The following is a 25,541-nucleotide window of genomic DNA, read 5'->3' on the forward strand; positions in this document are numbered from 1 at the left end:
TCCGCTTAGTTCAGGGGCGAACCGGGGTGGGCGCCGCCGCCCGGGGGCAGGTGGCGGCCGTGCCAGTTCTCGCCTTCGGGGCCGAGCGCGCGCAGCCGCTCCCCCAGCCGCTTGCCGAGCTCGGCGGCGGCGGGGTTGGGGGCCTTGGGGTCAAAGCCGCGGAAGGAGAAGAAGTCGGCGGCGAAGCTGCCGCGCAGCAGCTGGGTGACGATCCGCGCCTGGCGATCGTGCAGCGAGGCGGGCCCGCCGTGGCGGACCAGTTCGACCGCCAGGGTCTCAAGGTCGGCCCAGCGCTTCAGCACCACGAAGTCGCCCTCGGTGGCGTAATAGGCCTCGCAGGTCACCGACTGGCGTCCCAGCAGCCCGGCCTGCAGGCCCAGGGTGCCGGTGGCGGTGACGTTGACGCCGCAGCGGGCCAGCAGGGCGTTGCCGCTGACCTCATAGGGGACGACGACCACGTTCTCGAAGGCCTTCAGCCGGTCCAGCAGGCCGGTCTGGCGGAAGCCGAACTGCAGCGGGTGGTCCTTGACCACGACCTGATAGCCGGCCGTCGTCAGGCGCCGCGCGATCTCGACCAGCATGTCCTCGTGGCGCAGCAGGGCCAGATCATCGACCCAGTAATCGATCGCCGCCTCGGGGAAGAGCTGCAGGCCGAACAGCACGCGGCGCTCGTCGGGGAAGGCGGCGAGTTTCTGATCCCAGTCGTATTCGACCATCTCGGTGACGCGCACGTCGCGCCAGCGGGGCTTGTGGCCGAGCACCGGCTGGGCGTCGAGATAGTGGGTGTTCAGCCGGTCGCGACGGATCCAGGAGTACAGTTTGAAGAAGGCGGCGCGGATGCGGAAATAGCCCAGCGTCTTGAGGAAGCGGCTGCGGGTGTAGGCGGCCTGGCCCTGGACATAGGCGGGGGTGAACAGCGGGTCGGCGATCTCGTGAATCTTGGCCTCGACCTCCAGCGGCAGGGGCGGCCTGTCCGAGGTGATCAGCTTCCCCCGGTGCATCAGCATGCACATCTCGGGCAGGGCGCTGGCCGTGACCTCGAAATAGGGCAGGCCGCGCTTGCGGCTGAGCCGGGCCAGGACGTCCTGGTTGTAGTTGTCGATCGGGAAGCTGATCACATAGTCGGGCCGGGCCGCCTCCAGCTGGGCGTCCATGGCGTCGGCCATGGCCAGGACCATGGCGGTCGACTGGCGGATCGCCAGCCAGCGCAGCACGCGGCAGCGGGCGATGACGTCGGCCACTTCCTCGGCGGTCAGCAGGCTCGAGGCCGCGTCGCGCGCCTTCAGCCGGGCGCGGTAGGCGGCGTAATAGGCGTCGGTGATCCAGCGGTCGCCTTCGCCGCGCCGGTCGGTCAACACCGTCACCTGGTCAAAGCCCAGGTTCTGGCCGACATGGCGCCACCAGTCGTGGGTGCGGTGGATGGCGTAGATCAGGGCTGAGGTCATGCTTCGAGTCTTCGGACCGCCCGGCTGACCAGGACCAGGTAGAGGGCGGAGGTGGCGATGGTGGCGCAAGCGGCGCCGTATACTCCGTACCGCCAGGTCAGCAGCACCAGCAAGGCGGCGCCGACGGCGAAGGCGGCGCCTTGCGAGGTCAGGATGTGGCGCTCGTCATGGCGGGCGTTGAGGATCAGGGCGTGGAAGTCGGCGGCCGCGCGGACCATGAAGCCGATCACCAGCAGACCCATCAGCAGCAGGCTGAGCTGGAAGCGCTCGGTCCATTCGCCGCCGGTCAGCCGGTCCGCGCCCCAGGCGAGGAGAAACAACAGGGGCGCCCCGACCAGGGTCTTCAGATACTCGCGCAGCACGCGGCGGCGCAGGAAGGGCACGCCCTCGCGCTTGGCCTCGGTGAAGATGGCCGGGGTGATGCGGTTGAAGGAGGCGATGTTGAAGGCCTGGTAGGCGAAGGACACCAGCAGAGTGTGCCGGAAATACTGGCCGGTGGCCTCGAAACTCATCAGCCCCCCGACCGCCAGCCGGTCGAACTGCAGGATCAGGATGGCGATCAGGCCGATGAGGAAATGGGTCAGGGACGCCTTGTGCTGGCTCAGGATGTCGTCGCCGAAATGGAAGCCCGTGGACTTGGGCAGGGCGGCGTTCAGGCGCACGAACATGACGCCAAGACCGAGCGTGCAGACCACCGAGCCGATGGCCCATAGCTCCATTACGAACAACAGGTCGAAGCCGTCCCGGGCGAACAGGGCGCGGTACAGGACGATCAGCGCCAGCAGGCTGTTCTTGGCCGCCACCACCACCAGCATCGGATAGTAGCGGTGGTTGATCAGGGCGTACTGATAGGCCTGGTTCGACAGGTGCTCGCCCAGCACGACGACCACGCCGAGGGCGAGGATCCACCAGCCAGGCTGGGCCCACAGGGCTACGGCCAGCACGAATAGCGGGACCATAAAGGTCCAGTTGAACAGGAAGAATTTCAGCGCCTGTGTGACGTAGCGGTCGAACACCGGATGCGGCTCGCCGGCGGCGCGGCGCTGGATGTCGACCTGGCGCTCGAAATTGAAGGCGAAGGCGAACAGGCCGACCAGGGTGGCGATCAGGCCGAACTGCCCCGCCTGGGCGATGGCCAGCCCATAGGTGGCGGTCAGGATGAATCCCGCGCGCGCGGCGACGTCGATCAGCTTGACGACGACGAGATAGAGGTCGCGGACGCCTTGACCGGTCACCAGGCGGTCCAGCCGCCGTCGACGGCCAGCACCTGGCCGGTGACATAGGACGAGGCCTCGCTGGCCAGGAACAGCAGCGGCGGGGCCATCTCCTCGGCCCGGGCCATGCGGCCCATGGGCGTGCGAGCCGAGTATTTCTCGCTGAAGGCGCCGTTCTGGCCGCTGCCGACGCCGCCGGGAACCAGGCAGTTCACGCGGATGCCCTTCGAGGCCCAGTGCGTCGCCAGCCATTTGGTCAGGCCGACCACCGCCGCCTTGGAGGCGGAATAGACGGCCGGGGTGTTGATCGCCCCGCCGAGGTAGTCCGAGCCCTCGTAGATGCGGTCGTCGGGGCCGACCAGGCCGTAGATCGAGGCGGTCTGGACGATGCGGCCCGAGCCGGCCTTGAGCATCTCGCGGCCGACCGCCTGGGCCATCAGGAACATGCCGTCGATGTTGACGCCCATGACCTCGCGCCAGGTGTCCAGGCTGTAGGTCTCGAACGGCTCGAAGAAGGCGCGCACGTCCGAGGTCTTGGTGGCGGCGTTGTTGACCAGCACGTCGATGCGGCCGAAGCGGGCCATGACGGCGTCGACCGCGGCCTGCACCGAGGCCGGGTCCGAGACGTCGCAGCCGAAGCCGGCGGCGGCCTCGCCGATCTCGGCGGCGGCCTCGATCGCGGCGTCCTCCAGCAGGTCGACCACGGCCACCTGCGCCCCGGCCTCGACCAGGGCGCGGCAGAAGACGCGTCCGAGGATGCCGGCCCCGCCGGTCACCAGGGCGACCTGGCCGTCCAGTCGGGCGGGCGCGCCAAGGGGGTTCGACGTCATCAGTTGTGGGTCCGGAACACGGGCTTGATGGCCGGACCGTTCAGCTGGGTCTCGACCCCGGCGTCCAGCGCCTGCTTGTAGACGCCCAGGGCGCCGTCGAAGGCGTCGAGCGTCATCGCCAGTTCGGTCTCGCCATGGGCCTGCGAGATCGCCAGCCACGGCATCATCACGCCGCGCTTCAGCATCTCCTGGGCGAACAGGGTGCGCATCGGCAGGGACGGCGCGCCCGAGGCGTCGCGGGTGACGTAGTTCAGGGCGACGGCCGGGCCCTCCATGAACACATGATCCGCCAGGCCGTGACGCCCCGCGACCTCGGCGAGGCCCGCCTTCAGCTTGGCGCCGTAGGCCCACAGGTGCGCCGGCACGTCCTCGGCGGCGTTGATCCGGGTCGCCTCGACGAAGGCCCCCAGCGCCGGCATCTCGGCGCCGTGGGTCGAGGACAGCAGGAAGGTCCGCTCCATCCCCGGCGTGTCGATCGAGCCGACCGACATGTACTCGCGCTTGCCGACCACGGCCGCCAGCGAGAAGCCGTTGGCCATGGCCTTGCCGTAGGTGGCCAGGTCCGCCTCGATGCCGAACACGGCCTGCGCCCCGCGCAGGTTCCAGCGGAAGCCGGTGATCATCTCGTCGAGGATGAACAGGGCGCCGTTGGCGTGCGCCAGATCGCGGACCTGATGCAGGAAGCCGCCGGCGTAGTGGGCCGCGGGCGCGCCCGGCTCGGGCGGCTGGCCGGGGCGGCCGTCAGCGTCGTTCGGCCAGATGTGGGTCGAGGGCTCCAGCATCACCGCGGCGATCTGGTCGGGATACTGGTCGAACAGCGCCGTCAGCGAGCCGATGTCGTTGTAGTCGAACACCAGGGTCGTCGCCGCATGGTCCTCCAGCGTGCCGCGCTTGATGGCGGTGACGCCGATGAACCAGTCGTCGAACGAGAAGAACGGATGCTGGCGCGGCACGCAGACGTAGCGACGGCCGGTGTAGGCGCGGGCGATCTTCACCGCCGCGGTGGTGACGTTGGAGCCGTTCTTGCCGAATTTGACCATCTCGGCGCAGGGCAGCAGGTCGCAGATCAGCTCGGCGGCCTCCAGCTCGATCTCGGTGGCGCGGGTCAGGTTCACGCCGTTGTCGATCTGGCGGATGGCGGCGGCGTTCACCCGCTCGTCGGCATAGCCCAGTGTCACCGCCCGCAGCGCCATGCCGTAGTCGAGGTAGCGGTTGCCGTGGGTGTCCCAGACATAGGCGCCCTTGCCGCGGCTCAGCACCGGCGGGGCGATCGAGGGGAACTGGTCGTCGCCGCGCGAATAGGTGTGCGCCCCGCCGGGGATGGCCCGGTGCAGACGCGCGCGCAGTTCCGCGAAGTCGGCTTCCTCGTTGGTCGGAATGATCGGCTCGGTGGTCATGGGGAGGGTCCTCAAACCCGCCACAGCGGGTAGGGCTTGTCCTGGCGTTTCAGCGTCGCGGTCTTGGGGCCGCCTATGTAGAGGGTGTGGTCCGGCAGGTCGCGGTCGAGGACCAGCGACTCCGTGGCGATCTGGCAATGGTCGCCGATGGTGCAGGCGCCCAGGACGGCGCTGCCGGGCCGCAGGGTCACGTGCTTGCCGAAGGTCGGATAGACGTCGTTGTTCGACCCGACGCCGCAGCGCTGGTAGGCGACGAAGAAGTCCGAATAGTTCCCGCGTCCCAGGACGGTCCCGAGCGGATGCACGAGCAGGAAGACGCTGGGCAGTTCGACTTCATAGAAGGCGTCCACCCCGTGCAGCGCCTTGTTCAGCAGGAACAGCTTGGAGCAGGCCCCGGCCGGGCCGCCCTGCCGGAACAGCTCGTTCGACAGCAGGTACAGCCACATGGCGTACTGGTCGCCATGCAGGTGGTTGAAGACGGCCTGCTCGCCATCGAAGAAATATTTGTTGTCGACGTGGCTGAAGCAGTGCTCCAGCCGCTCGAGCGCGACGTGGACGGCCGGGGCCAGGCCGTCGGCGGACAGCGGCTCGCGGTCGGGAAACATGTGGTTGCACTGGTTCGCGGCGTAGGCCGCCAGACCGCGGGCGTCGAGGCTGGAGCGGACGCGGCTCATGCGGCGGACTCCCCTGCGACGGAGTCGACGATCGGGGCCTTGGCGAACCACAGCCGCCACAGGCCGACGATCGGCACGAGCTGCTGCTTGAGGAAGGCCTCGGGCAGGCGCTCGCCGACCAGACCGTACTCCAGTTCGCGCTCGCCGCGTGGGGCATAGGTGCCGAACAGGTGGTCCCAGACCGACAGGACGCCGCCGTAGTTCTTGTCCAGGTGCGGCTCCAGCGAGGAGTGGTGCACCTCGTGGAAGGACGGCGAGACGAAGATCCGGTCCAGCGGCCCGAACGACCAGCCCGAGTCCGAGTGGATGATCAGCTGGTGGAACTGCAGCACGGCGGCGATGGCCACCGGATAGGCGGCGTCGACCTTCATCACGGCGGCGGGGACGGCGAGGACGGCCAACACCACGATACGGTCGAGGATCGTCGCCCGGAACGTGGTCATGACGTTGAGATGGATCTGAGAATGGTGGGTCTTGTGGAACTGCCAGACCGACCGGCTCTCATGCTGCAGCCGGTGCCACCAATAGACCCAGAAGTCGGTGACCACGAAGACGATCAACAGCTGGATCCAGATCGGCAGTTGCGCGAGGGCCTCGATCTCCAGCCATGGCGCCCAACGCTGTAGCGCATGGCTGATCGCCAGTCCGATCGGCAGCATGAGGGTGAAGGTCACCAGATGAGCGAACTCAAGCAGGCCGTAGAAGGCGTCCAGCCGCACGCTCTTGCTGAAGTAGCGCGCCTTCAGGTCGCGGCGGCGCAGCAGGTCGATGGTCAGGCCGAGGGCGATGGCGGCGATGAACTGGCCGTAGAACCAGGCCTCGGCCGTGACGTTGCGCACCACGCTGTCGACAACGACCATGGCGCTGCCCGCCGGGTCGGCGAGCAGGTGCGACGGCCGCAGCGACAGCAGGCCGCTCAAGACCGGCTGCCCTTCTGGTTGCGCACGTGCACGCCGTTGGTGGCCAGATAGGTGCGCACCTTGATCGGGCTGTGGTCGGTGAAGATGAACATCGACGAGATGGTGATGGCCGAGGCGCCGGCGTCGAAGGCCGCCTTGCAGTCGGCCAGCGACCCCGCGCCCGACGAGGCGATCAATGGGATCGACAGCTTGTTGGACAGGTCCGAGATCAGCTCCAGATCGTAGCCGTTCATCATCCCGTCGCGGTCGATCGAGGTCATCAGAATCTCGCCGGCGTGCAGGTCCTGCATGCGCTGGGCGAACTCGACCGGGTCGTGGGGGGTCTGGCGCGAGCCGCCGTGGCCGAAGACCTTCTTGCGCCCGAACTCGTCGGCCTTGTAGTCGACCGAGACGACGATGCACTGGTCGCCGAAGCGGTTGGCCGCCTGGGTGATGAAGTCGGGGTCGTCGATGGCCGCCGCGTTGATGCTGACCTTGTCGGCGCCGCTCTTCAGCAGGCTTTCGATCTGGGCCAGGGTCGTCACGCCGCCGCCGGCCGTCAGGGGCACGAAGACCTCCTCGGCCACCCGCTCGATGATGTCGCCCTTCACGACGCGGCCCTCGGCCGAGGCGTCGATGTCGACGAAGATCAGCTCGTCGACGCCGTAGGAGTCATAGACCTTGGCGGTCGAGACCGGGTTGCCCGCCTCGCGTTGGTCGTCGACGAACCGGCGCATCTTCACCAGACGGCCGCCGCGGATCAGGAATTTCGGGATGATCCGCTTTTTCAGCATGCGAAGTCGTGCGCCAGCCAATTTTGGAGAAGCTGCAGGCCGTTGTCCTGGCTCTTCTCGGGGTGGAACTGGGTCGCCACCAGATTGCCGCGTCGCACCGCCGCCGTGAACGGGCCGCCGTGGTCGCAGGTCCCCGCGACGTCCGTCGCGTCCTTGCAGGCCATGTGGAAGGAGTGGACGAAATAGTAGTCGCTCTCGCCCGACGGCAGGCCCTTGAACAGCCATTCGTCGGCGGCGAACTCGACCGCGTTCCAGCCGACGTGCGGCACCTTGGCCGGGCGCTGCACCTGCATCGGGCGGATCTCGGCGTCGATCCAGCCGAGGCCCTCGTGTTCGCCGTGCTCGAAGCTCTTCTTCGCGAACAGCTGCATGCCCAGGCAGACGCCCAGCACCGGCTTCTTCACCTCCAGGGCGAGCCGGTCCAGCACGGGGCGCAGGCCGCGGTCGCCGATGGCGATCATGGCGTCCCCGAAGGCGCCGACGCCGGGCAGGACCAGCCGGTCGGCCGCCTCCAGCGCGTCGAAGTCGTCGGTCACCACCGCGTCCTCGCCGATGTACTCGAAGGCGTTCATCAGCGAGCGGACGTTGCCCATGCCGTAGTCGATGATGGCGATGGTCATCGGGCGGCCTCCCTTATTCGGCCGGGGTCTTGGGCGGACCGACGGGGATGTGGCTCAGGTCGGTGCGGTCCCACTTGTCGAAGTCGGGCAGCACCGGCCCGGTCTCCAGGTTCTTGCGGTCGAACTTCCACGGATGGACCTGGTGCGGCTCCAGGTATTTGTAGAACTCGTCCTCGGTCATCTGGATCTGCTCCAGGAACCAGTCCATCGAGGCCGGGCGCTTGCCGTCGTACTGGGCTTCGATCTCCAGCGCCTCTTCGCGCGTCTTGCGGCCGTTGCGGATGTCGATCGACAGCAGGTGGTTGGCCCGGCCGTAGCCGCGCTTCACGTATTTCGAATAGTCGCGCATGCCCTGGAAGGTGCACTCGATCTTCTCGTAGTCGTACTCGGGCGGCACGCCCTCGACCTCCTGGCCCTTCCAGCCAAGCTCTTTCTCGATGAGGGCCACGTTCGCCTTGGTGTCCCACTCGATGTAGTTGCCCAGGCAGATCGACTGGACCTTGAGTTTGATCAGGTCCTTGCGCTTCGGATAGTCGAACATCCACAGGTCGCGGCGCTCCACGCGCCCCTGCAGGAATTCGTACATGTCGTCGGCGGTGATCCCCTGGTTCATCAGCCGGTTGAAGCGCTTCTCGTCGACCTCCTCCATCTCCTCGAAGGTGTACCAGCTGTGGTACTCGGCCGTGCTCTCGCCCCAGAACAGCAGCGGCACTTCGAAGCGCACCGCCATGTGCATGACGCCGGAATAGATGCCGGTGTGGCAGTGCCAGCAGAAGTCGCCGCGGCGCTTGAAGCTCTCCAGCATCAACTCGCGCACGACGTGGAAGTTCGGCGTGAACTCGACCACGTCGCAGCCCAGTTGCTTGAACACCGAGGTGTTCAGCTCGTCGACCTTGGGCCGGTAGCCCCAGTGGTTGTAGCGCACCACCAGCGGCTTAAGCTTCAGCACCTTGATGATGTAGTAGAGCTGGAAGACCGAGTCCTTGCCGCCCGAATAGGGGACGATGCAGTCGTACAGGCCCTTGCCCTTGTGCTGGGCGACGATCTCGTCGAGCTGGCGCTGGCGGTCGGCCCAGTCGATCTTGTCCTGCTTGAATTCGACCTGCCGGCAGACCGAGCAGACGCCTTCCTCATCATAGGTGATGGTGTCGACCGTCTCGGGGGTCAGGCATCGGGTGCATTTGCGCATGGTCATTCCGCGCCGGACGGGGAGGTCCGGCCTTCGTTCAGGATGGTGTCGAGGTTCGAGGCTATCGCCTCGATGCAGATGAAGTCGACCAGGTCGTCGACTTCGTGCGCCTTGTGGCGCGCCGTCTCATAGCCCAGCGTCCGCGCATGGCAGAAGCCGCGCTCGCGCTTCAGCGCCTCGACGGTCGAGGCGTAGAGGGTGCCGTCCAGCACGAACAGCGGCTCGATGTCCTGACGGCGCGGCATCTCGCCGAAGCTGGCCGCCGCGTACGGCGTGATGCCGCCGTCGTCGGCCTTGCGCACGGCGAAGGCCGGATGGGTCGCTTCCAGCTTGGACACGCCGACGATGGCGTCGGCGTCGCCGGCGACCAGCTGCTCCAGCGCGGCGTCCACGTCCGAGCCCTCGGTCAGGGGCGAGGTCGGCTCCAGCAGGACGACATAGTCATAGACGTCGCCCGCCTCGGCCAGGGTCTCGACCGCATGCAGGATGAAGCCGATCGACGGCGCCGTGTCGCTGGCCAATTCGGCCGGCCGCAGGAACGGCGCGTCGGCGCCGTGCTCGACCGCCAGATCGGCGAAGGCTTGATCGTCCGTCGAGATGATCACCCGGTCGACATGGGCCGAGGCGCGCGCGGCCGCGATCGGCCAGGCCAGCAGGGGCTTGCCCGCCAGCGGCCGGACGTTCTTCTGCGGCAGGCCCTTGGAGCCCTTCCGCGCCGGAACGATCGCCAGGACCCGCTTGCCGTCGATCATTTTCCGCCCGTTCCCGCGATGTCGGGGGCCTTCACGAAGGGCGCGCGGGCGCGCTGCACCGAGCGGTCCAGCACCTTGTGGGCGAAGAACAGGGCCTTGGGATAGTTCAGCCCGTGCGCCGCCTGCGACGCCCGGATCTCGTCGTTCTGCTTGAGGATGCTGGCGGTGGTGCCGCCGGTCGCGCCGCCCGAGCGCATCCGCACCCAGATGCTCGGGATGTAGAGCGACTTGATCCGGTGCACATAGAAGGCCCGCAGCATGAAGTCGTAGTCGGCCGCCAGCCGGTAGTTGGTGTCGAACTGGCCGATCTTGTCGTAGGCGCTGCGGCGCAGGAACAGGGTCGGGTGGGCCGGGATGAAGCCGCGGCGCAGGTTCTCGACCGTCGACGGCCGGCCCTTCCAGTGGCGCTCGATCTTGGTGGTGTCGACCGGGTCCACATAGACCAGGTCCCCATGCACCGCTTCCAGCTCGGGGTCGGCGTCAAAGGCCGCCATGACCTCGGCGATGGCCTCGGGGCTGCAGTAGTAGTCGTCCGAGTTGATGAAGCCGATGACCTCGCCCGTCGCCCGCGCCAGGCCCTTGTTGTAGGCGTCGTAGATGCCCTTGTCGGGCTCCGACACCGCCGAGGTCACCCGTTGACCCTCGCGCGCCACGATCGCCATCGTGTCGTCCTTGGAGCCGCCGTCGACGACCAGGTACTCGATGTCCGGATAGGTCTGGGCGTTCACCGACTTGAGGGTGTCGGCGATGGTGCGGGCGCTGTTGTAGCTGGCGGTGATCAGGGAAAGCTTGGTCATCACTCTGCTCCGGCCGCTGTCAGCGGCGGCGCCGCGCGGTCCTTGTCCGAAAGGATCACCGTCTGGACCCCCAGCAGCGCCGGCAGGCGATCGGCGATCGAATACGCCTCCTCCGAAGCCTCATCGTAGCCGCCGTCGCAAACATATTCAAAGACAGTGTCTTGCAGGGCGTAGAAGCCGTGGGCGTACTCGGCTCCGATCCGCACCCAGCCGTCAGCCGGGGTCAGGGTGGCCGTCTTCAGCTCCCGCGACGGATCCTCCATCGACACCACGACGTCGACGATCGAACCCTCGACGACGCGGATCATCTTGGTCTGGGGCGAGGCGCCGCGCTGAACGTGCAGGCCGCGGAAGACGCCCTGTTTCGAGAACGACCGCTTCAGCACCATGGCGTCGCTCTCGTAGAGGACTTCCAGCCAGCCGCGGTTGTCCTCGCGCCGGTGGGCCTTGCGGTCGAGGCGAACGAAGGGATCAACCACCGTCAGCTCCAGTCGGCGTTCTTGAGCAGCAGCGCCTTCCGGGCGGCCAGCAGGTCGGCCTCCATCATCTCGTCGACCATCTCCTCGAAGCTGATCTCCGGCTCCCAGCCCAGCTTGGCCTTGGCCTTCGACGGATCGCCCAGCAGGGTCTCCACCTCGGTCGGGCGGAAGTAGCGCGGGTCGACCCGAACGATCACCTGGCCCTCGGAGATGGCCGGGCAGCGGCTCACCGCATGGGCCTGGTCGATGCTCTCGACGATGCCGATCTCGTCGACGCCCGAGCCCTCCCAGCGCAGGGTCACGCCGATGCGCGCCGCCGAGACTTCGACGAACTGGCGCACGCTGTACTGTTTGCCGGTGGCGATGACGAAGTCTTCCGGCGTGTCCTGCTGCAGCATCAGCCACTGCATGCGGACGTAGTCCTTGGCGTGGCCCCAGTCGCGCAGGGCGTCCATGTTGCCCAGGTAGAGGCAGTCGCTCAGCCCCTGGGCGATTTCGCCCAGGCCGCGGGTGATCTTGCGGGTGACGAAGGTCTCGCCGCGCCGCTCGCTCTCGTGATTGAACAGGATGCCGTTGCAGGCGAAGATTCCGTAGGCCTCGCGGTAGTTCACGCAGATCCAGTAGGCGAACATCTTGGCCACGGCGTAGGGGCTGCGCGGATAGAAGGGCGTCGTCTCCGACTGGATCGGCGCCTGCACCTGGCCGTACAGCTCGGACGTCGAGGCCTGGTAGAATTTGGTCTTCTTCTCCAGCTTCAGCAGGCGGATCGCCTCCAGCAGCCGCAGGGTGCCCAGCGCGTCGACGTCGGCGGTGTACTCCGGCGTCTCGAAGCTGACCGCCACATGGCTCTGGGCGCCGAGGTTGTAGATCTCGTCCGGCTGAACCTCCTGGATGATGCGCACCAGGTTGGAGGTGTCGGTCAGGTCGCCGAAATGCATCTGGAAGCGCACGTCCCCGTCGTGCAGGTCCTGATAGATGTGGTCGACCCGTTCGGTGTTGAATAGCGAAGATCGGCGCTTGATGCCGTGGACGTCGTAGCCCTTTTCCAGAAGGAATTCCGCCAGATACGAACCGTCCTGGCCCGTGATCCCGGTAATCAGCGCAGTCTTCTTCGTCATCAGGCCTTCCAGGCAGGGCGGAGGGCGCAGGGCGCGAGGACGCGCAGCCCGGATCCCCCGGTATCGGGCAATGCCGCGCATGAACGCGCCGCCCGCGACGGCGATCCAACGGCTACGCTTGTCTAGGCGCGAATTGTGACGATGGCCAGCAATGGTGACGCTTGAGCCACAGTCGGCGGTATGTGAGCGGCGCCCGACGTCCGCCGACTCGGCATTTTTCTTCTGCGGTACGAGGGATTTCCGGTGTGATCATTCACTGATCGGCGATCAGGTGACGACGGCTCTCCACCCGGTTACGAGCGCGGGTCCACGGAGCTTTCCCAGTATGAGTCGTCACCGCAGCCGCACCATCGGCGATCGTTCGCTTGCCCCCGAAACCCTGATGATGGGCTACGGCTATGATCCGGCCCTCTCCGAGGGCTCCATCAAGGCCCCGATCTTCCAGACCTCCACCTTCGTCTTCCGCTCGGCCGAGGACGGCAAGCGCTTCTTCGAAGTGGCCTACGGCCTGCGCGAAAAGGATCCGGAAGAGGCGCTCGGCCTCATCTACTCCCGCATCAACAATCCCAATCTCGAGATCCTCGAGGACCGGCTGGCGGTGTGGGACGGGGCGGACAAGGCCCTGGTCTTCTCCAGCGGCATGGCGGCCATCTCGACCACCATCCTGGCGCTGAGCCGGCCCAATGACGTGGTCGTCTACACGGCCCCGGCCTATGGCGGCACCGAGTATCTGTTCGACCGCATCCTGCCGCGCATGGGCGTTACGACGGTCAGCGTCGCCGACGTCATCCCGCCGCGCACAAACTTCACGCCGATCAGCCTCGCAGAAGAGCCGGGTGCGGCTCTGGCCGACGTGATCGAAAACGCTGCGTATCTTGCCAAGCGCAAGGGCGGCCGCCTGGCCGCCGTCTATGTCGAAACTCCCGCCAATCCGACCAACAAACTGATCGACCTTGAGGCGACTTCCGCCGCTATCAAGGCGCTCGAACAGGCCGAAGCTCCAGCGCTGTTGGTCGACAACACCTTCCTCGGCCCGCTGTGGCAGAATCCTCTCCAGCACGGGGCGGATCTGGTCCTCTATTCGCTGACCAAATACGTCGGCGGCCACTCGGACCTGATCGCAGGGGCGTGCATGGGCCGCGCCGACCTGATGGCCCGTGTCGCCGAGATGCGCACCATCTGCGGGACGATCACCGATCCCCACACCGCCTGGCTGTTGATGCGCAGCCTCGAGACCCTGCACATCCGCATGGAGCGATCGCAGTCCAACGCCATGGAGCTGGTCCGCCGTCTGCGCGGTCATCCGAAAATTCTGGAGGTCCTTGACGCCGGCGGGGCCGAGAGCTCGCCCGCACAGCAGGCCATCTTCGCGCGCCAGTGCACCGGCGCCGGCTCGACCTTCTCGCTCCGCCTCAAGGGCGGCGAGGCCGAGGCCTTCCGCATGCTCAACGCCCTGCAGCTGTTCAAGCTGGCGGTGTCGCTGGGCGGCACCGAGAGCCTGGTGTCGCACCCGTCCAGCACCACCCACTCGGACTACAGCCCGGAGGCCAAAATCCAGTGCGGCATCGGCGACAACCTGGTTCGTCTGTCGGTCGGCATCGAGAACGTCGACGACCTCTACGCCGATCTGGTTCAGGCGCTGGAGGCGATCTAGGGCCAATCGACATTCCTCGCGGTCCCGGCGTTGCACCTTGTCATCCCGGACGCCGCGAAGCGGCGATCCGGGACGGGGTGCGCCTCCTCGGCCGGGCTCCCGGAAATCGCGGCGCGATTGTCCGGGAGACGGGTGATCGCCGCACGACCTGTCTCCCGGATAGCTGCTGACGCCGCTTCCGGGAGGATAGCTTGCGCGCTGAAGCGTCCCGGATCGCCGCTTCGCGGCGTCCGGGATGACAAGATCCTATGACCCCCAGACGACGCCCAGCACCGCTACCGCCGCGTGGCCCATCAGCCAGATCACGGCCAGGAAGGTGATCGGGAACACCCGGCCGCGCAGGGCGACGTTGTCGCCGCTGCACTGGACCCAGGTGTGAATCAGGCGACCGGCCAGAAAAACCCAGGCGGCGGCCACGTCCCAGGCCGTCGCCTGCCCCGTCAGGACCAGCAGCAGGGCGCCGATCCAGGCGAAGACGGGGGCTTCGAACTGGTTCGCGAGATTGCGCTGGAAGCGCGCCGAGAGCGGCTGGTCGCCGTCGGTGCGGGCGAAGTCGCCGTAGGCCGCCGCGCCGCGCCGCACGGTGATCATCCGCGCCCAGGTCAGCGCCACATAGAGGAAGACCACCAGGCCGAAATGCAGGAACAGCGGCAGCAGCAGGGCTGACGCCGTCGGGGTGAGGACGTCACTCATGGATGTCGACGTCCTTGCGGTCCTTCACCAGCACGGCGCCGACGATCACCGTCAGCAGCGCCACCACGATCGGGTACCAGAGGCCCGCATAGATGTTGCCCGTCGCCGCCACGATGGCGAAGGCCGTGGTCGGCAGGAAGCCGCCGAACCAGCCGTTGCCGATGTGATAGGGCAGGGACATCGAGGTGTAGCGCACCCGCGTCGGGAACATCTCGACGAGGGCCGCGGCGATCGGCCCGTAGACCATGGTCACATAGAAGACGAGCAGGAACAGGATGCCGACGACCAGCGGCTTGTTGACCAGGGCGCTGTCCGCCTTGGCCGGATAGCCGGCGGCGGTCAGGGCGGCGCCGAGGCCCTTCTCCCACTCGGCGCGCGCGGCCTTGTCGCCGGTATGGCCGGGTAGGACCACGTCGCCGATGCGCACCTCCGCCACCGAGCCGGCGGGGGCCGCGACGGTCTCATAGGTCACGCCGGCCTTGGCCAGGAACGACTTGGCCACGTCGCACGAGCTGTCGAACACGGTCTTCCCCACCGGATCGAACTGGAAGGCGCAGTCGGCCGGGTCGGCGACCACGGTGACGGGCGCGCTCGCCGTCGCCGCCGCCAGCTGCGGTTTGGCGGCGCCGGTCAGGGCGTGGAAGAGCGGGAAATAGGTCAGGGCCGCGATCAGGCAGCCGGCCAGGATGATCGGCTTGCGGCCCACCTTGTCCGACAGCCAGCCCCAGAAGACGAAGAAGGGCGTGGCCAGCAGCAGGGCGACGGCGACCAGCACATTGGCCAGGGCCGGTTCGACCTTCAGCGTCTTCTCGAGGAAGAACAGGGCGTAGAATTGGCCGGTGTACCAGACCACCGCCTGGCCGGCCGCGAGCCCGAACAGGGCGACCAGCACCAGCTTGAGGTTCGGCCATTTGCCGAAGCTGTCCTTCAGCGGCGTCGTCGATCCCTTGCCCTCGGCCTTCATGCGCTGGAAGGCGGGGCTCTCGGCCAGCTTGAGCCGGATCCAAAGCGACACGCCGAGCAGCAGGATCGAGACCAGGAAGGGGATGCGCCAGCCCCATTCCTTGAAGGCGTCCTCGCCCAGCCAGGTGCGCACGCCCAGGATGACCAGCAGGCTCAGCATCAGCCCGGCCGTCGCCGTGATCTGGATGAAGCTGGTGTAGAAGCCGCGCTTACCCGGCGGCGCATGCTCGGCCACATAGGTCGCGGCCCCGCCGTACTCGCCGCCCAGCGCCAGCCCCTGCACCAGCCGCATCAGCACCAGGATCACCGGCGCCGCCACCCCGATGGCCGCATAGGACGGCAGCAACCCGACCACGAAGGTCGACAGCCCCATCAGCAGCATGGTCACCAGAAAGGTGTTCTTGCGCCCCCACAGGTCGCCCAGCCGCCCGAAGAAAATCGCCCCGAACGGCCTGACCGCAAACCCCGCCGCGAACGCCATCAGCGCGAAGATGAAGCCGGTGGTCTCGTTCACCCCCGAGAAGAACTGCGCCGTGATGATCGCCGCCAGCGACCCGTACAGGTAGAAGTCGTACCACTCGATCACCGTCCCCACGGACGAGGCCAGGATGACCAGCTTGTCGCTGCGGTCGACGGTGTGCCCTTCGGCGGCGGTCTCGGTCATGGTCCCTCCCCGGACGTCTTGAAGAGCAGCCTATCCGATCCCTCTCCCAATGGGAGAGGGCTTGAGCGCACGGCGGCGTAGCCGTCGTCCTTGCGCTCAAGGGCGAGGGTCGACTGCTCGAGGGCGGCTTCGCCGCGTCCGCCAGCCGACCCGCATCCGGCCCTTCGGGCCACCTTCTCCCATCGGGAGAAGGGCGCAGATCGAACGACCGCTTCTGGCGCAGGCCCGTGGCAGGTTCTCGCCCCGTCGATGCGCCGAACGGGATTCAGACTCTCACCGTCAGTCGCCGAACGGAAAAACAATCACTTACGCGGAGATTTCAGACGATTCAGACTATTCAGACTCTGTTTTTTATCGCTCGGGCTCTCACCCGATTTCAGACCATTCAGACGATTCAGACTCTGTTTTTTGCGTCGGACTCACCGCACCGCCGCGGCGCCCCGGCCCCCGACCAGCGCCTTCACCTCGGCCAGGGAGGTCATGGCGTTGTCGCCGGGGGTGGTCATCGCGATCGCCCCGTGGGCCGTGCCGTAGTCGACCGCCGCCTGCGGTCCCAGCCCTTCCATGAAGGCCCAGGCCAGGCCCGAGACGAAGCCGTCGCCGCCGCCCACACGGTCGAGGATGGCGACGTCCGTCACCGGCGTGGCGTAGCGCTCGCCGCCCAGCCACAGCACGCCGCCCCAGCGGTTGGCCGAGGCCGAGATCGGGTCGCGCAGGGTGGCGGCGAAGACCTGGACGTTGGGCAGCTCGCCGGCGATGCGGCCGACGAGGGCGTCAAAGGGGCGGCCGTCGCAAGGGTCGACTCGGGTCTCCGGCGTCTCGATCCCGAGGCAGGAGGCGTAGGCGTATTCGTCCCCGACCAGCACGTCGACCAGGCCGGCGATCTCGCGGTTGACGCGCCGGGCCGCGTCGGGATCCGGATGGCTGGACCACAGGCTGGCGCGGTAGTTCAGGTCGTAGCTGACGATGACGCCGTGGCGCTTGGCGGCGCGGATGGCGGCCAGGGTCGTCTCCGCGGTGTCAGCGGACAGGGCGGCGAAGATGCCGCCGGTGTGCAGCCAGCGCACGCCTTCGGTTTCGAACAGGGCGTCCCAGTCGACCTCGTCCGGGCGCATCTGCGAGGCCGAGGAGTTGGCCCGGTCCGAGCAGCCCAGGGCCCCGCGCGGCCCGAACCCGCGCTCGGTGAAGTTGAGGCCCACCCGGGTGTTGCGGCCGACCCCGTCGGCCTCGCGCCACAGGATGTGGGACGTGCCGACCCCGCCCTGCGAGATCAGGTCCTCGACCAGGGCGCCGGTCTCGCTGCGGGGCAGGGCGGTGACCACGGTGCTGCGCAGGCCGAAGGTCTTCCTGAGGCCGCGGGCGACGTTGTACTCGCCTCCGCCCTCCCAGACCTGGAAGGTCCGGGCGGTGCGGATGCGGCCCTCGCCCGGATCGAGGCGCAGCATCACCTCGCCCAGGGCGGCGCAGTCCCAGCGGCAGGCGTCGGCGGGCTTGAGCCCCTTCAGTTCGGTCATTTCATCAGCGAGGGCAGCCACAGCGACAGAGCCGGTACGAAGGTGACCAGCATCAGCACCGCGGTGCAAGCCAGGTAGAAGGGCCAGATGGTGCGCATCGACTGGGCCATGCTGATCCGCCCGATGGCGCAGCCCACGAACTGCACCGAGCCGACCGGCGGGGTGATCAGGCCGATGCCGCAGTTGAGCAGCAGGATGACCCCGAACTGCACCGGGTCCACGCCATAGGCCTTGGCCACCGGCAGGAAGATGGGGGTGCAGATGATGATCACCGGCGCCATGTCCATGAAGGTGCCGAGCAGCAGCAGGATGATGTTGATCAGCAGCAGGACGATGATCGGGTTGTCGGTGGCCGCCTGCAGCAGCTCGACGGTCATGGCCGGCACCTGCATCCAGGCCATCAGCCAGCCGAAGGCCCCGGCGCAGCCGATGATGAACAGCACAGCCCCCGATGTGCGCGCCGCCGCCGTGCAGGCCGCCTTGAAGGCGCTCCAGCTCATGTGGCGGTAGACCAGGCCGGTGACGATGGTGGCGTAGACCACGGCGATCGAGGCGCTCTCCACGGCGGTGAAGACGCCCGCCCGGATGCCGCCGAAGATGATGCCGACCAGCAGCAGGCCGGGGATGGCCGCGATCAGGCGGGCGAGGACGGCGGGCAGGCCCGGGAAGGGCTCGGCCGCGTAGCCGCGCTTGCGGGCGATGACATAGGCCGTGATCATCAGCGCCGCCGCCAGCAGCAGGGCCGGCATGATGCCCGCCGCGAACAGGTCGGAGATCGAGACCCCGCCCCCGGCCGAGGCCGAGTACAGGATCATGTTGTGCGAGGGCGGCACCAGCAGGGCCACGAGGGCCGCCGAGATGGTGATGTTGACGGCGAAGTCGGCGTCGTAGCCGCGCTTCTTCATCTGCGGGATCATCGTGCCGCCGATGGCCGAGACGTCGGCGATGGCGCTGCCCGAGACGCCGCCGAACAGGGTCGAGCCGACGACGGTGACCTGGCCCAGGCCGCCCCGGATGTGGCCGACCATGGAGCCGGCGAGGGCGATCATCCGGTCGGACAGGCCGCCCTTCATCATCAGCTCGCCGGTGAAGATGAACAGCGGGATGGCGAGAAGGGCCACCGAGGTGATGTCGGCGCCCATCTGCTGGAAGACCACGATCGGCGGGATGGCCAGATAGACCACCGTCGCCAGGGTCGCCGCCAGCAGCGAGAAGGCCACCGGCACGCCCAGCGCCAGCAGCACGCCCAGCAGGCCGAAGAGGATGATGTACTCCATGCTCAGTCCTCCTCGGGGGCTTCGTCGGACGCGAAGTCGCCGGTCAGCAGGCGCTCGAGCGAGAACAGCAGGATCAGCGCCCCGCCGATGCACAGGCCCATGAATTTCGTGCCCGACGGCAGCGGCGCGCCGGCCATGGCCACCGGCCACTCATCGATCATCAGCGCCCCGCCCAGCACCATCAGCCCGGCGCCCGAGGCGGCGGCGATCAGGCGCGAGAAGGTCTTGAGCAGCCACTGCAGCCGCCCCGGAGCGGCGTGCAGGAAGGACTGGAAGGCGAAATGGCTCTCGCGGCGCACGGCGACGGCGGCCCCGAACATGACGGCGAAGCTCATCAGCAGCAGCGCCACCGGCTCGGTCCAGCCCGGGCTGTCGTTCAGGACATAGCGGGCGAAGACCTGCCAGGCCTGCACCAGCGCCATGCCCACAAGGGCGGCTCCGGCCAGGCCCATGACAAGCACGGCCAAGCCATCGAGCGCGCGGACGAATCCGCGTCGAGGTTCAGACATTCGGGCCCTCCCTGAGCGCCGACTTGAGGTGCGCGGTCGTTCAGGCGACCGCTGCGATACGTTCGTGGAGCGCGCGCAGGCGCGGCTCGGCAAGATATTTGTCCAGCACGGGCCGGACGGTGGCGGCGAAGGCCGCCTTGTCGACTTCGGAGACCTGGGTCCCGGCGGCGATGACGGCGGCGCGGGCCTTGGCCTCGCGCTTGTCCCACTCGACGCGCATCACCTGCACCGAGCGGCGGGCGACGTCGCGGACCAGCTCGCGGTCGGCCGGCGTCAGCTGCTCAAAGCTGGCCTTCGACATCAGCAGGGCGTCCGGGGAGAAGGAATGCTCGGTCTGGCTCCAGTAGCGGGCGACCTCGAACTGGCGGCTCGACTGGTAGCTGGGCCAGTTGTTCTCAGCCCCGTCGATCAGGTGCGTCTGCAGCGACGAGAACACCGCCCCGAAGGTCAGCGGCGTCGGATTGGCGCCCATGGCCCGGATCGAATCCAGGAAGATGTCCGACTGCGGCGCCCGCATCTTCAGGCCGCGCATCTGGCCCGGCTCGGTCACCGGATGGCGGACGTTGTAGAAGCTCCGCGGGGCGGCGTCGTAATAGGCCAGGCCGATCAGGCCGCGACCCTCGAATACGTTTAGCAGCTCGGTCCCGATATCGCCGTCGACCACCGCCCGCACGTGCTTCACGTCGCGGTAGACATAGGGCAGGGCCAGCAGTCGGGTCTCGGGGAAGGCGTTGTTCAGGGCCGCGACCGCGACGCGGCAGATGTCGACGGCCTTGAAGCGGGTCAGGCCGATGGAATCGTCCTCGGTGCCCAGCTGGCCCGCCGGGAACTGCCGGACGCCGATGCGGCCGTTGGTCAGCCGGCCCAGCTCCTCGCCCATCCACTTCACCGCCAGGACAGTGGGATAGTCGGCCGGATGGACGTCGACGGCGCTGAGGGTGAGACCGCCGCCGGCGGCGGTGCGCGGGGAACAGGCGGCAAGGCCGGCGAGGCCAGCGAGGCCGAGGGTTCTCCGGGTCAGACTCACGACGACGCTCCACCCACTGCGACGGCCAGACATTCGATGCGGCCGTCGGCTCCGAAATCGGCGACGGAGGCCTGGCCGGCGCGGACCGCGTGAACTCCGGTCGCCGCGCCGGTCGAGATCAGCTGCCCCGCCTCCAGCCGCCGTCCGCGACGGTGCAGCAGGTTCAGCAGGAAGGCCAGGGAATCGAGCGGCCCTCCAGGTATCGAGGCGGCCCCCCCGTGACCGATCAGGGTCCCGTCGATGGTCACCGAACAGGTCAGCCCCGCGAGCCGCGCGCGCCAGTCCGAAATCTCGGGGCCCAGGATCAGGCCGGCGTTGTTCCCGAAGTCGGAGGCTGTGACGGCCGGACCGTGGTCGTTGATCCCGGCGAAAGGGCTGCCCGCGATCTCGACGCCGGCGAAGACGCGGCCGACCAGAGGCGCGACGGTCACGGCCGTCCAGCCTTCGCGATCCGGTGCGGTCTCGGCCAGTTCGAGGACATACTCAGCTTCCACGGCGGCGAAACCGCCGGGGATCACGCCGAACTCAACGGCCGCTTCGCCGCTGGACCAGACGTTGGACGAGAAGATCGGCCCGGCCAGGCGCCCGGCGCCGAAACGGGCGTCGAAAGGCGCATTGATGCGGCCCAGCTTCCAGCCGGCGATTCGGTCCGGCCAGAGCGCGATGGCGTCGTCCTGGATGGCGTAGGCGGCGTCCAGCGACGCCGGCTCATCGCCGGGATAGACGGGTACGGCGACGCCCGCGCGACGAGCCTCGGTGAAGGCTCGCGCGATCGGCGAAGCATATGAATTATCTTGTGCGTGGCTCACGCCGCCTCCCTGTTGCGTCAAACATTGCGCAGGAAGGAAACCGGTGTCAATTTGAATCCGGCGACGCGTTCTGCGACGCCTTTGCGATAAGGTCGCGAGCACAGCGACCAATGCGATTTGGAGGAACGATGACCCTGGCCCGCCCCGCCGCGCTTGCGGCCGCCCTGTTCGCAATGCTCGCCGCGCCGGCCCCGCTGCTGGCGCAGACCCAGGCCGCGCCAGCCGCCGCCGAAGCCGCGCTGCCGGCCTTCCCGGGCGCGCTCGGATGGGCGTCGCAGACGCCGGGCGGACGCGGCGGACGGATCATCCGCGTGACCAATCTGAACGGGGAGGGCCCGGGCTCGCTGCGCGAGGCGATCGAGGCCGAGGGGCCGCGCATCGTGGTCTTCGAGGTCGGCGGGGTGATCGACCTGAACCGCAAGACCCTGAAGCTGAACAACCCCTACATCACCATCGCCGGCCAGACCGCGCCGTCGCCGGGCATCACCCTGATCCGCGGTGGTATGGACATCGGCGGCCACGACGTGATCGTGCAGCACATCCGCATTCGTCCTGGCTCGGCCGATCAGGCCTGGATGAGCGGCTGGGACGAGGACAGCATCTCGACCCAGGCCGCCTACAACGTCATCGTCGACCATTGCAGCCTGGAGTGGGGCACCGACGAGAACCTGTCCGCCTCGGGTCCGCGCTTCACCGGCTCGACGCCCGAGGAATGGCGCGCCGGCACCAGCCACAACATCACCTTCTCGAACAATCTGATCGCCGAGAGCCTGGCCTATTCGAGCCATTCGAAGGGCGAGCACTCCAAGGGCTCGCTGATCCACGACAACGTCACCGGCCTGCTGATCGTCGGCAACCTGTACGCCCACAACTATGAGCGCAGTCCGCTGTTCAAGGGTGGGGTGCACGGGGTCATCGCCAACAACCTGATCTACAATCCGGGCCCGCGGGCGCTGCACTACAACCTCGCTCCGGAGGAGTGGCTGAACCATCCCTATGAGGTCGGCAAGATGACCGCCGTCGGCAACGTTCTGCGCGCCGGCCCGTCGACTCCGACCGACCGCCTGGCCTTCCTTATGATCGGCGGCGCGGGCGATCTGGAGTTCTACGGCCGCGACAACATCGCGGTGGACCAGGTCGGCGAGCCGATCCGCATGTTCGGCCGCTACACCACGGCGCCGGCGCGAATCATCGAGACCCGTCGTCCGCCGGTGTGGTGGGACGGCCTGCAGCCGATCCCGGCCGAGCAGGTGCAGGTGGCGGTGCTTGGCCAGGCCGGCGCGCGCCCGTGGGACCGCGACATGCGCGACGTCCTGCTGGTCGCCGAGGTGGCCGAGGGGCGCGGCGAGATCATAGACCACGAGCGCGAGGTCGGCGGCTATCCGGCGATCGCCGAGGCGACTCGCAAGCCGTTCAACCCCGACGAATGGGACCTGCGCTTCATGACCCCTCTGCGCGACGAGGTGCTCAGCCGCCCGGCGCAGCGTCGCGGTACGTGAATCGCTGACAGAACGCTCGGCTGAGTTTAAAGACGTTGTTCGTTCAGAGAGATTCTTCGCGTGACCGAGCATAGACGGCCTGGCGGAAAACCCGCCACGATCAACGACATCGCCCGGCTCGCGGAGGTGTCGAAGAAGACCGTCTCGCGCGTCATCAACAACTCGCCGTTCGTCAAGGAAGAGACCCGCAAACGGGTCGAGGCGGTGATCGCCGAGCACGGCTTCACCCCCGATCCGCAGGCGCGCGGGCTGGCCTTCCGGCGGTCGTTCCTGGTCGGGATGATCTACGACAACCCGAGCCCGAACTACGTCGTGAACATGCAGCAGGGCGTGCTGGATGCGGTGCGGGGCTCAGGCCTCGAACTGGTGGTGCACCCGTGCAACCGGGCCTCGCCGACCTTCCTCAACGACGTCCGCGGCTTCATCGTGCGCCAGAAGCTGTTCGGCGTGGTGATGCCGCCGTCGGTGTCCGAGGACGATCGGGTCATCGAGATCCTCAAGGAGGTCGACTGCCCCTACGTCCGCATCGCCTCGGTGTCGCTGGACGAGGCGGCCTGCATGGTGGTGACGCACGACAGCCGCGGCGCGGCGCAGGCGGCGCGGCACCTGGCCGAGCTGGGGCACACCCGGGTGGCCTTCATCTCGGGTCCCGACACCTTCCGCTCGTCGCACGAGCGGGGCCGGGGCTTCCGGGAGGGACTGGCCGAGCACGGCGTCACCCTCGACGACGCCTATGTCCGACAGGGCGCCTACACTTTCGAGTCCGGGGTCGAGGCGGCGCAGAGCCTGCTGGCCATGAAGGCCCCGCCGACGGCCATCTTCGCCGGCAACGACGAAATGGCCATCGGGGTCATGAAGGCGGCGCGCGACGCGGGTCTGGATGTGCCAGGCGAGCTGTCGATCGTCGGCTTCGACGACCTGCCGATGGCCTCGCGCGTGTGGCCCAACCTGACCACGGTGCGCCTGCCGATCCGCGACATGGGCCGGATGGCGGCCGAGAAGCTGACGGCCGGCATCCGCGGCCTTGATCCCGCAACCCTGGTCCAGCCGGTGGTCGACCCGTCGCTGGTCGTGCGGGAGTCGACGGCCGCGCCGACGGCCTAGGCTCAGGCGTTCTCGAGAACCTTCGGGCTGCCGACGAGGCCGCGCAGGTAGGCGCTGATCTCTTCGTCCTTGGAGTTGGCGAAGAAATACTCCTGGAAGCGCTCGCCCGAGACGGCGGCCTTCAGCAGGTCCTGGTCCACGGCCTTCAGGGCCGACAGCATGTCCTTGCAGGTCGCGGCCTTCAGCGTTTTCAGGATGCCGCGGTTTTTGGCCATGATCTCGGCGCGCTCCTTGGGATAGCCCAGGCCGCGCTCGCCGTCGAACAGCTTGCGGTAGACGTCCTGCAGGTTCAGCTCGGCGGCCCAGCCGAAGCCCTTGGCGTAGGGCATGGAGATGGCGTTGCCGTCGTTGATCTGGCCGAACAGGAAGGCGTCGGTGGGGTCGATGACCAGGCCGCAGAAGACGCCCGGCATTGAGTTGCAGGCGAGCATGGAGCCCATGCCGGTGCCGCAGCCGGTGACCACGAAGTCGGCGGCGCCGGAGTTGAGCAGGATCCCGGCCAGCAGGCCGTTCATGACGTAGGTCAGCGAGGCCTTATCCTCGGGGGCGTACATGCCATAGTGGAACACCTCGTGGCCCAGCGGCTCCGCCACCGCGGTCAGGGCGGCGTGAATCGTCTCGCTCTTGGCGGCCTGGCTGTTCTCGATGATCAGGGCGATTTTCATGGCGTTCCTCTTGGCAGGATGACGGGAAGGGGCCGGCGGTCGATCAGCGCCGCGCCGACAAGCCTTGCGTCCTGTTCCTTTGATTGCATCCGATTATGACACCGGTTACCTATGCGTACAATCCGCATCGAGCGGGCTCCTAGTTAATGTATGTCGACTTTCGTGTTCGCCAACCTTGAGGCCAGTTGAATGAGCGCTTTCGACCTCTCGGGCCGTCGCGCCCTCGTCACCGGCGCCAACACCGGCCTGGGCCAGGCCATCGCCGTCGGCCTGGCGGAAGCGGGCGCCGACATCGTCGCCGTCGGCCGCTCGGCGCCGACGGAGACCGCCGAACTGGTCGCTGCTGCGGGTCGCACGCTGCAGGCGATTTCCGCCGACCTCTCCTCGACCGCGCCGATCGCCGCCGTGGTGGCCGAGGCCGGCCCGGTCGACATCCTCGTCAACAACGCCGGCATCATCCGCCGTAACGACAGCCTCGACTTCACCGAAGAGGACTGGGACGCGGTCATCGACACCAATCTGAAGTCGGCCTTCTTCCTGTCGCAGGCGGTGGCGCGGACCTGGGTCGGGGCGAACCGCGGCGGCAAGATCATCAATATCTGCTCCATGTTGAGCTTCCAGGGCGGCATCCGCGTGCCGTCCTACACGGCGTCCAAGAGCGGCCTGGCCGGGCTGACGCGCCTGCTGGCCTGCGAGTGGGCGTCCAAGGGCATCAACGTCAACGGCATCGCGCCGGGCTATTTCGCCACCAACAACACCGAGGCCCTGCGCGCCGACGAGACCCGCAACCGCGACATCCTGGCCCGCATCCCGGCCGGTCGCTGGGGCGACCCGTCGGACCTGGCCGGTGCGGCGGTGTTCCTGTCGTCGGACGCCGCGGCCTATGTCCACGGCACCGTGCTGGCCGTCGACGGCGGCTGGCTGGCGCGCTGAACCTCCCTTCGGGGAGTATGCC

25 protein-coding genes are annotated in these 25,541 nt (G+C 67.9%); 4 read left to right on the forward strand and 21 right to left on the reverse strand.

Annotated features, from left to right (window positions below):
* Positions 1 to 5 precede the first annotated feature (5 nt).
* From ASC65_RS06760 to gmd, 13 genes are read right to left on the reverse strand one after another with little or no spacing between them, the layout of a single operon-like run.
* A complete protein-coding gene (locus ASC65_RS06760; protein ID WP_056450883.1) occupies positions 6 to 1,445 on the reverse strand; it encodes a capsular polysaccharide export protein, LipB/KpsS family in 1,440 nt (479 codons plus the stop codon).
* Positions 1,442 to 2,680: a lipopolysaccharide biosynthesis protein gene (locus tag ASC65_RS06765; RefSeq protein WP_056450886.1), complete on the reverse strand. Its 1,239-nt coding sequence runs from the start codon at positions 2,678 to 2,680 to the stop codon at positions 1,442 to 1,444. Before ASC65_RS06765 ends, ASC65_RS06760 begins: the two co-directional genes overlap by 4 nt.
* The gene (locus ASC65_RS06770) at positions 2,677 to 3,489 is read right to left on the reverse strand and encodes an SDR family oxidoreductase (protein ID WP_056450889.1); all 813 of its coding nucleotides are present in this window, start codon (positions 3,487 to 3,489) and stop codon (positions 2,677 to 2,679) included. The genes ASC65_RS06765 and ASC65_RS06770 overlap by 4 nt, the downstream gene beginning before the upstream one ends.
* Positions 3,489 to 4,886, reverse strand: coding sequence for a glutamate-1-semialdehyde 2,1-aminomutase (locus ASC65_RS06775; protein WP_056450892.1), 1,398 nt, complete (start codon positions 4,884 to 4,886; stop codon positions 3,489 to 3,491). Before ASC65_RS06775 ends, ASC65_RS06770 begins: the two co-directional genes overlap by 1 nt.
* An 11-nt stretch (positions 4,887 to 4,897) precedes the next feature.
* Positions 4,898 to 5,560 (reverse strand): hypothetical protein, encoded by a 663-nt coding sequence (locus ASC65_RS06780; protein ID WP_056450895.1) that lies wholly within the window; start codon positions 5,558 to 5,560, stop codon positions 4,898 to 4,900.
* Positions 5,557 to 6,480, reverse strand: a complete 924-nt coding sequence (locus ASC65_RS06785; protein WP_056450898.1) for a sterol desaturase family protein — start codon at positions 6,478 to 6,480, stop codon at positions 5,557 to 5,559. Before ASC65_RS06785 ends, ASC65_RS06780 begins: the two co-directional genes overlap by 4 nt.
* Complete coding sequence (gene hisF, locus ASC65_RS06790; RefSeq protein WP_056450901.1) at positions 6,477 to 7,253, reverse strand: imidazole glycerol phosphate synthase subunit HisF; 777 nt, start codon at positions 7,251 to 7,253, stop codon at positions 6,477 to 6,479. The genes ASC65_RS06785 and hisF overlap by 4 nt, the downstream gene beginning before the upstream one ends.
* Positions 7,247 to 7,873, reverse strand: a complete 627-nt coding sequence (hisH, locus tag ASC65_RS06795; protein ID WP_056450904.1) for an imidazole glycerol phosphate synthase subunit HisH — start codon at positions 7,871 to 7,873, stop codon at positions 7,247 to 7,249. The genes hisF and hisH overlap by 7 nt, the downstream gene beginning before the upstream one ends.
* Before the next feature lie 13 nt (positions 7,874 to 7,886).
* Positions 7,887 to 9,068, reverse strand: a complete 1,182-nt coding sequence (locus ASC65_RS06800) for an N-acetyl sugar amidotransferase (RefSeq protein WP_200939800.1) — start codon at positions 9,066 to 9,068, stop codon at positions 7,887 to 7,889.
* Positions 9,065 to 9,814: an acylneuraminate cytidylyltransferase family protein gene (locus ASC65_RS06805; RefSeq protein ID WP_056450906.1), complete on the reverse strand. Its 750-nt coding sequence runs from the start codon at positions 9,812 to 9,814 to the stop codon at positions 9,065 to 9,067. The genes ASC65_RS06800 and ASC65_RS06805 overlap by 4 nt, the downstream gene beginning before the upstream one ends.
* Complete coding sequence (locus tag ASC65_RS06810; protein WP_056450909.1) at positions 9,811 to 10,611, reverse strand: glycosyltransferase family 2 protein; 801 nt, start codon at positions 10,609 to 10,611, stop codon at positions 9,811 to 9,813. The genes ASC65_RS06805 and ASC65_RS06810 overlap by 4 nt, the downstream gene beginning before the upstream one ends.
* Entirely contained in the window at positions 10,611 to 11,090 is a 480-nt protein-coding gene (locus ASC65_RS06815) for a dTDP-4-dehydrorhamnose 3,5-epimerase family protein (RefSeq protein WP_056450912.1), read from the reverse strand. The genes ASC65_RS06810 and ASC65_RS06815 overlap by 1 nt, the downstream gene beginning before the upstream one ends.
* A 2-nt stretch (positions 11,091 to 11,092) precedes the next feature.
* Positions 11,093 to 12,208: a GDP-mannose 4,6-dehydratase gene (gene gmd / locus ASC65_RS06820; protein ID WP_056450914.1), complete on the reverse strand. Its 1,116-nt coding sequence runs from the start codon at positions 12,206 to 12,208 to the stop codon at positions 11,093 to 11,095.
* 325 nt (positions 12,209 to 12,533) lie between these two features.
* Here gmd and ASC65_RS06825 point away from each other — a divergent pair, with 325 nt between their 5' ends.
* Complete coding sequence (locus ASC65_RS06825) at positions 12,534 to 13,862, forward strand: cystathionine gamma-synthase family protein (RefSeq protein ID WP_056450917.1); 1,329 nt, start codon at positions 12,534 to 12,536, stop codon at positions 13,860 to 13,862.
* A 246-nt stretch (positions 13,863 to 14,108) separates the two neighbouring features.
* Here the strand turns inward: ASC65_RS06825 and ASC65_RS06830 are convergent, their stop codons facing one another.
* The 7 genes from ASC65_RS06830 to ASC65_RS06860 all read right to left on the reverse strand — a co-directional run bounded on the left by ASC65_RS06830 (position 14,109) and on the right by ASC65_RS06860 (position 21,318).
* Positions 14,109 to 14,555, reverse strand: coding sequence for an MAPEG family protein (locus ASC65_RS06830; RefSeq protein ID WP_056450920.1), 447 nt, complete (start codon positions 14,553 to 14,555; stop codon positions 14,109 to 14,111).
* Positions 14,548 to 16,182: an MFS transporter gene (locus ASC65_RS06835; RefSeq protein ID WP_056450923.1), complete on the reverse strand. Its 1,635-nt coding sequence runs from the start codon at positions 16,180 to 16,182 to the stop codon at positions 14,548 to 14,550. Before ASC65_RS06835 ends, ASC65_RS06830 begins: the two co-directional genes overlap by 8 nt.
* A gap of 419 nt (positions 16,183 to 16,601) precedes the next feature.
* Positions 16,602 to 17,696: a sugar kinase gene (locus ASC65_RS06840; RefSeq protein WP_056450926.1), complete on the reverse strand. Its 1,095-nt coding sequence runs from the start codon at positions 17,694 to 17,696 to the stop codon at positions 16,602 to 16,604.
* Positions 17,693 to 18,973 carry a TRAP transporter large permease gene (locus ASC65_RS06845; RefSeq protein WP_056450929.1) on the reverse strand — a complete coding sequence of 427 codons (1,281 nt, stop codon included), beginning with the start codon at positions 18,971 to 18,973 and terminating at the stop codon, positions 17,693 to 17,695. The genes ASC65_RS06840 and ASC65_RS06845 overlap by 4 nt, the downstream gene beginning before the upstream one ends.
* A gap of 2 nt (positions 18,974 to 18,975) precedes the next feature.
* The gene (locus tag ASC65_RS06850) at positions 18,976 to 19,482 is read right to left on the reverse strand and encodes a TRAP transporter small permease (RefSeq protein WP_200939801.1); all 507 of its coding nucleotides are present in this window, start codon (positions 19,480 to 19,482) and stop codon (positions 18,976 to 18,978) included.
* A gap of 40 nt (positions 19,483 to 19,522) precedes the next feature.
* A complete protein-coding gene (locus tag ASC65_RS06855; RefSeq protein WP_200939802.1) occupies positions 19,523 to 20,509 on the reverse strand; it encodes a TRAP transporter substrate-binding protein in 987 nt (328 codons plus the stop codon).
* The gene (locus ASC65_RS06860) at positions 20,506 to 21,318 is read right to left on the reverse strand and encodes a 2-keto-4-pentenoate hydratase (RefSeq protein WP_056450935.1); all 813 of its coding nucleotides are present in this window, start codon (positions 21,316 to 21,318) and stop codon (positions 20,506 to 20,508) included. Before ASC65_RS06860 ends, ASC65_RS06855 begins: the two co-directional genes overlap by 4 nt.
* Before the next feature lie 128 nt (positions 21,319 to 21,446).
* Between ASC65_RS06860 and ASC65_RS06865 the strand changes: the two genes are divergently transcribed.
* Together ASC65_RS06865 and ASC65_RS06870 are read left to right on the forward strand one after the other, a co-directional pair.
* Positions 21,447 to 22,817 (forward strand): pectate lyase family protein, encoded by a 1,371-nt coding sequence (locus ASC65_RS06865; protein WP_056450938.1) that lies wholly within the window; start codon positions 21,447 to 21,449, stop codon positions 22,815 to 22,817.
* A gap of 60 nt (positions 22,818 to 22,877) precedes the next feature.
* On the forward strand, positions 22,878 to 23,921 hold the full coding sequence (locus ASC65_RS06870; RefSeq protein WP_235561423.1) for a LacI family DNA-binding transcriptional regulator: 1,044 nt from the start codon (positions 22,878 to 22,880) through the stop codon (positions 23,919 to 23,921).
* Between the two features lie 2 nt (positions 23,922 to 23,923).
* Here the strand turns inward: ASC65_RS06870 and ASC65_RS06875 are convergent, their stop codons facing one another.
* Complete coding sequence (locus ASC65_RS06875) at positions 23,924 to 24,586, reverse strand: RpiB/LacA/LacB family sugar-phosphate isomerase (protein ID WP_056450944.1); 663 nt, start codon at positions 24,584 to 24,586, stop codon at positions 23,924 to 23,926.
* Positions 24,587 to 24,775: 189 nt separating this feature from the next.
* Here ASC65_RS06875 and kduD point away from each other — a divergent pair, with 189 nt between their 5' ends.
* Complete coding sequence (gene kduD / locus ASC65_RS06880; RefSeq protein ID WP_056450947.1) at positions 24,776 to 25,519, forward strand: 2-dehydro-3-deoxy-D-gluconate 5-dehydrogenase KduD; 744 nt, start codon at positions 24,776 to 24,778, stop codon at positions 25,517 to 25,519.
* The last annotated feature ends 22 nt before the right edge of the window (positions 25,520 to 25,541 follow it).

Source organism: Brevundimonas sp. Root1279 (genome assembly GCF_001425945.1).
GTDB lineage: Bacteria > Pseudomonadota > Alphaproteobacteria > Caulobacterales > Caulobacteraceae > Brevundimonas.

Excerpts from the sequence above, each read along its gene's own strand:
- ASC65_RS06840 (WP_056450926.1), bottom strand. The coding sequence starts at position 17,696 with ATGACCGAACTGAAGGGGCTCAAGCCCGCCGACGCCTGCCGCTGGGAC.
- kduD (WP_056450947.1), top strand. The coding sequence starts at position 24,776 with ATGAGCGCTTTCGACCTCTCGGGCCGTCGCGCCCTCGTCACCGGCGCC.
- ASC65_RS06825 (WP_056450917.1), top strand. The coding sequence starts at position 12,534 with ATGAGTCGTCACCGCAGCCGCACCATCGGCGATCGTTCGCTTGCCCCC.
- hisH (WP_056450904.1), bottom strand. The coding sequence starts at position 7,873 with ATGACCATCGCCATCATCGACTACGGCATGGGCAACGTCCGCTCGCTG.
- ASC65_RS06760 (WP_056450883.1), bottom strand. The coding sequence starts at position 1,445 with ATGACCTCAGCCCTGATCTACGCCATCCACCGCACCCACGACTGGTGG.
- ASC65_RS06780 (WP_056450895.1), bottom strand. The coding sequence starts at position 5,560 with ATGAGCCGCGTCCGCTCCAGCCTCGACGCCCGCGGTCTGGCGGCCTAC.
- ASC65_RS06805 (WP_056450906.1), bottom strand. The coding sequence starts at position 9,814 with ATGATCGACGGCAAGCGGGTCCTGGCGATCGTTCCGGCGCGGAAGGGC.
- ASC65_RS06775 (WP_056450892.1), bottom strand. The coding sequence starts at position 4,886 with ATGACCACCGAGCCGATCATTCCGACCAACGAGGAAGCCGACTTCGCG.
- ASC65_RS06850 (WP_200939801.1), bottom strand. The coding sequence starts at position 19,482 with ATGTCTGAACCTCGACGCGGATTCGTCCGCGCGCTCGATGGCTTGGCC.
- ASC65_RS06845 (WP_056450929.1), bottom strand. The coding sequence starts at position 18,973 with ATGGAGTACATCATCCTCTTCGGCCTGCTGGGCGTGCTGCTGGCGCTG.
- ASC65_RS06865 (WP_056450938.1), top strand. The coding sequence starts at position 21,447 with ATGACCCTGGCCCGCCCCGCCGCGCTTGCGGCCGCCCTGTTCGCAATG.
- ASC65_RS06800 (WP_200939800.1), bottom strand. The coding sequence starts at position 9,068 with ATGACCATGCGCAAATGCACCCGATGCCTGACCCCCGAGACGGTCGAC.
- ASC65_RS06830 (WP_056450920.1), bottom strand. The coding sequence starts at position 14,555 with ATGAGTGACGTCCTCACCCCGACGGCGTCAGCCCTGCTGCTGCCGCTG.
- hisF (WP_056450901.1), bottom strand. The coding sequence starts at position 7,253 with ATGCTGAAAAAGCGGATCATCCCGAAATTCCTGATCCGCGGCGGCCGT.
- ASC65_RS06875 (WP_056450944.1), bottom strand. The coding sequence starts at position 24,586 with ATGAAAATCGCCCTGATCATCGAGAACAGCCAGGCCGCCAAGAGCGAG.
- ASC65_RS06810 (WP_056450909.1), bottom strand. The coding sequence starts at position 10,611 with ATGACCAAGCTTTCCCTGATCACCGCCAGCTACAACAGCGCCCGCACC.
- ASC65_RS06835 (WP_056450923.1), bottom strand. The coding sequence starts at position 16,182 with ATGACCGAGACCGCCGCCGAAGGGCACACCGTCGACCGCAGCGACAAG.
- gmd (WP_056450914.1), bottom strand. The coding sequence starts at position 12,208 with ATGACGAAGAAGACTGCGCTGATTACCGGGATCACGGGCCAGGACGGT.
- ASC65_RS06770 (WP_056450889.1), bottom strand. The coding sequence starts at position 3,489 with ATGACGTCGAACCCCCTTGGCGCGCCCGCCCGACTGGACGGCCAGGTC.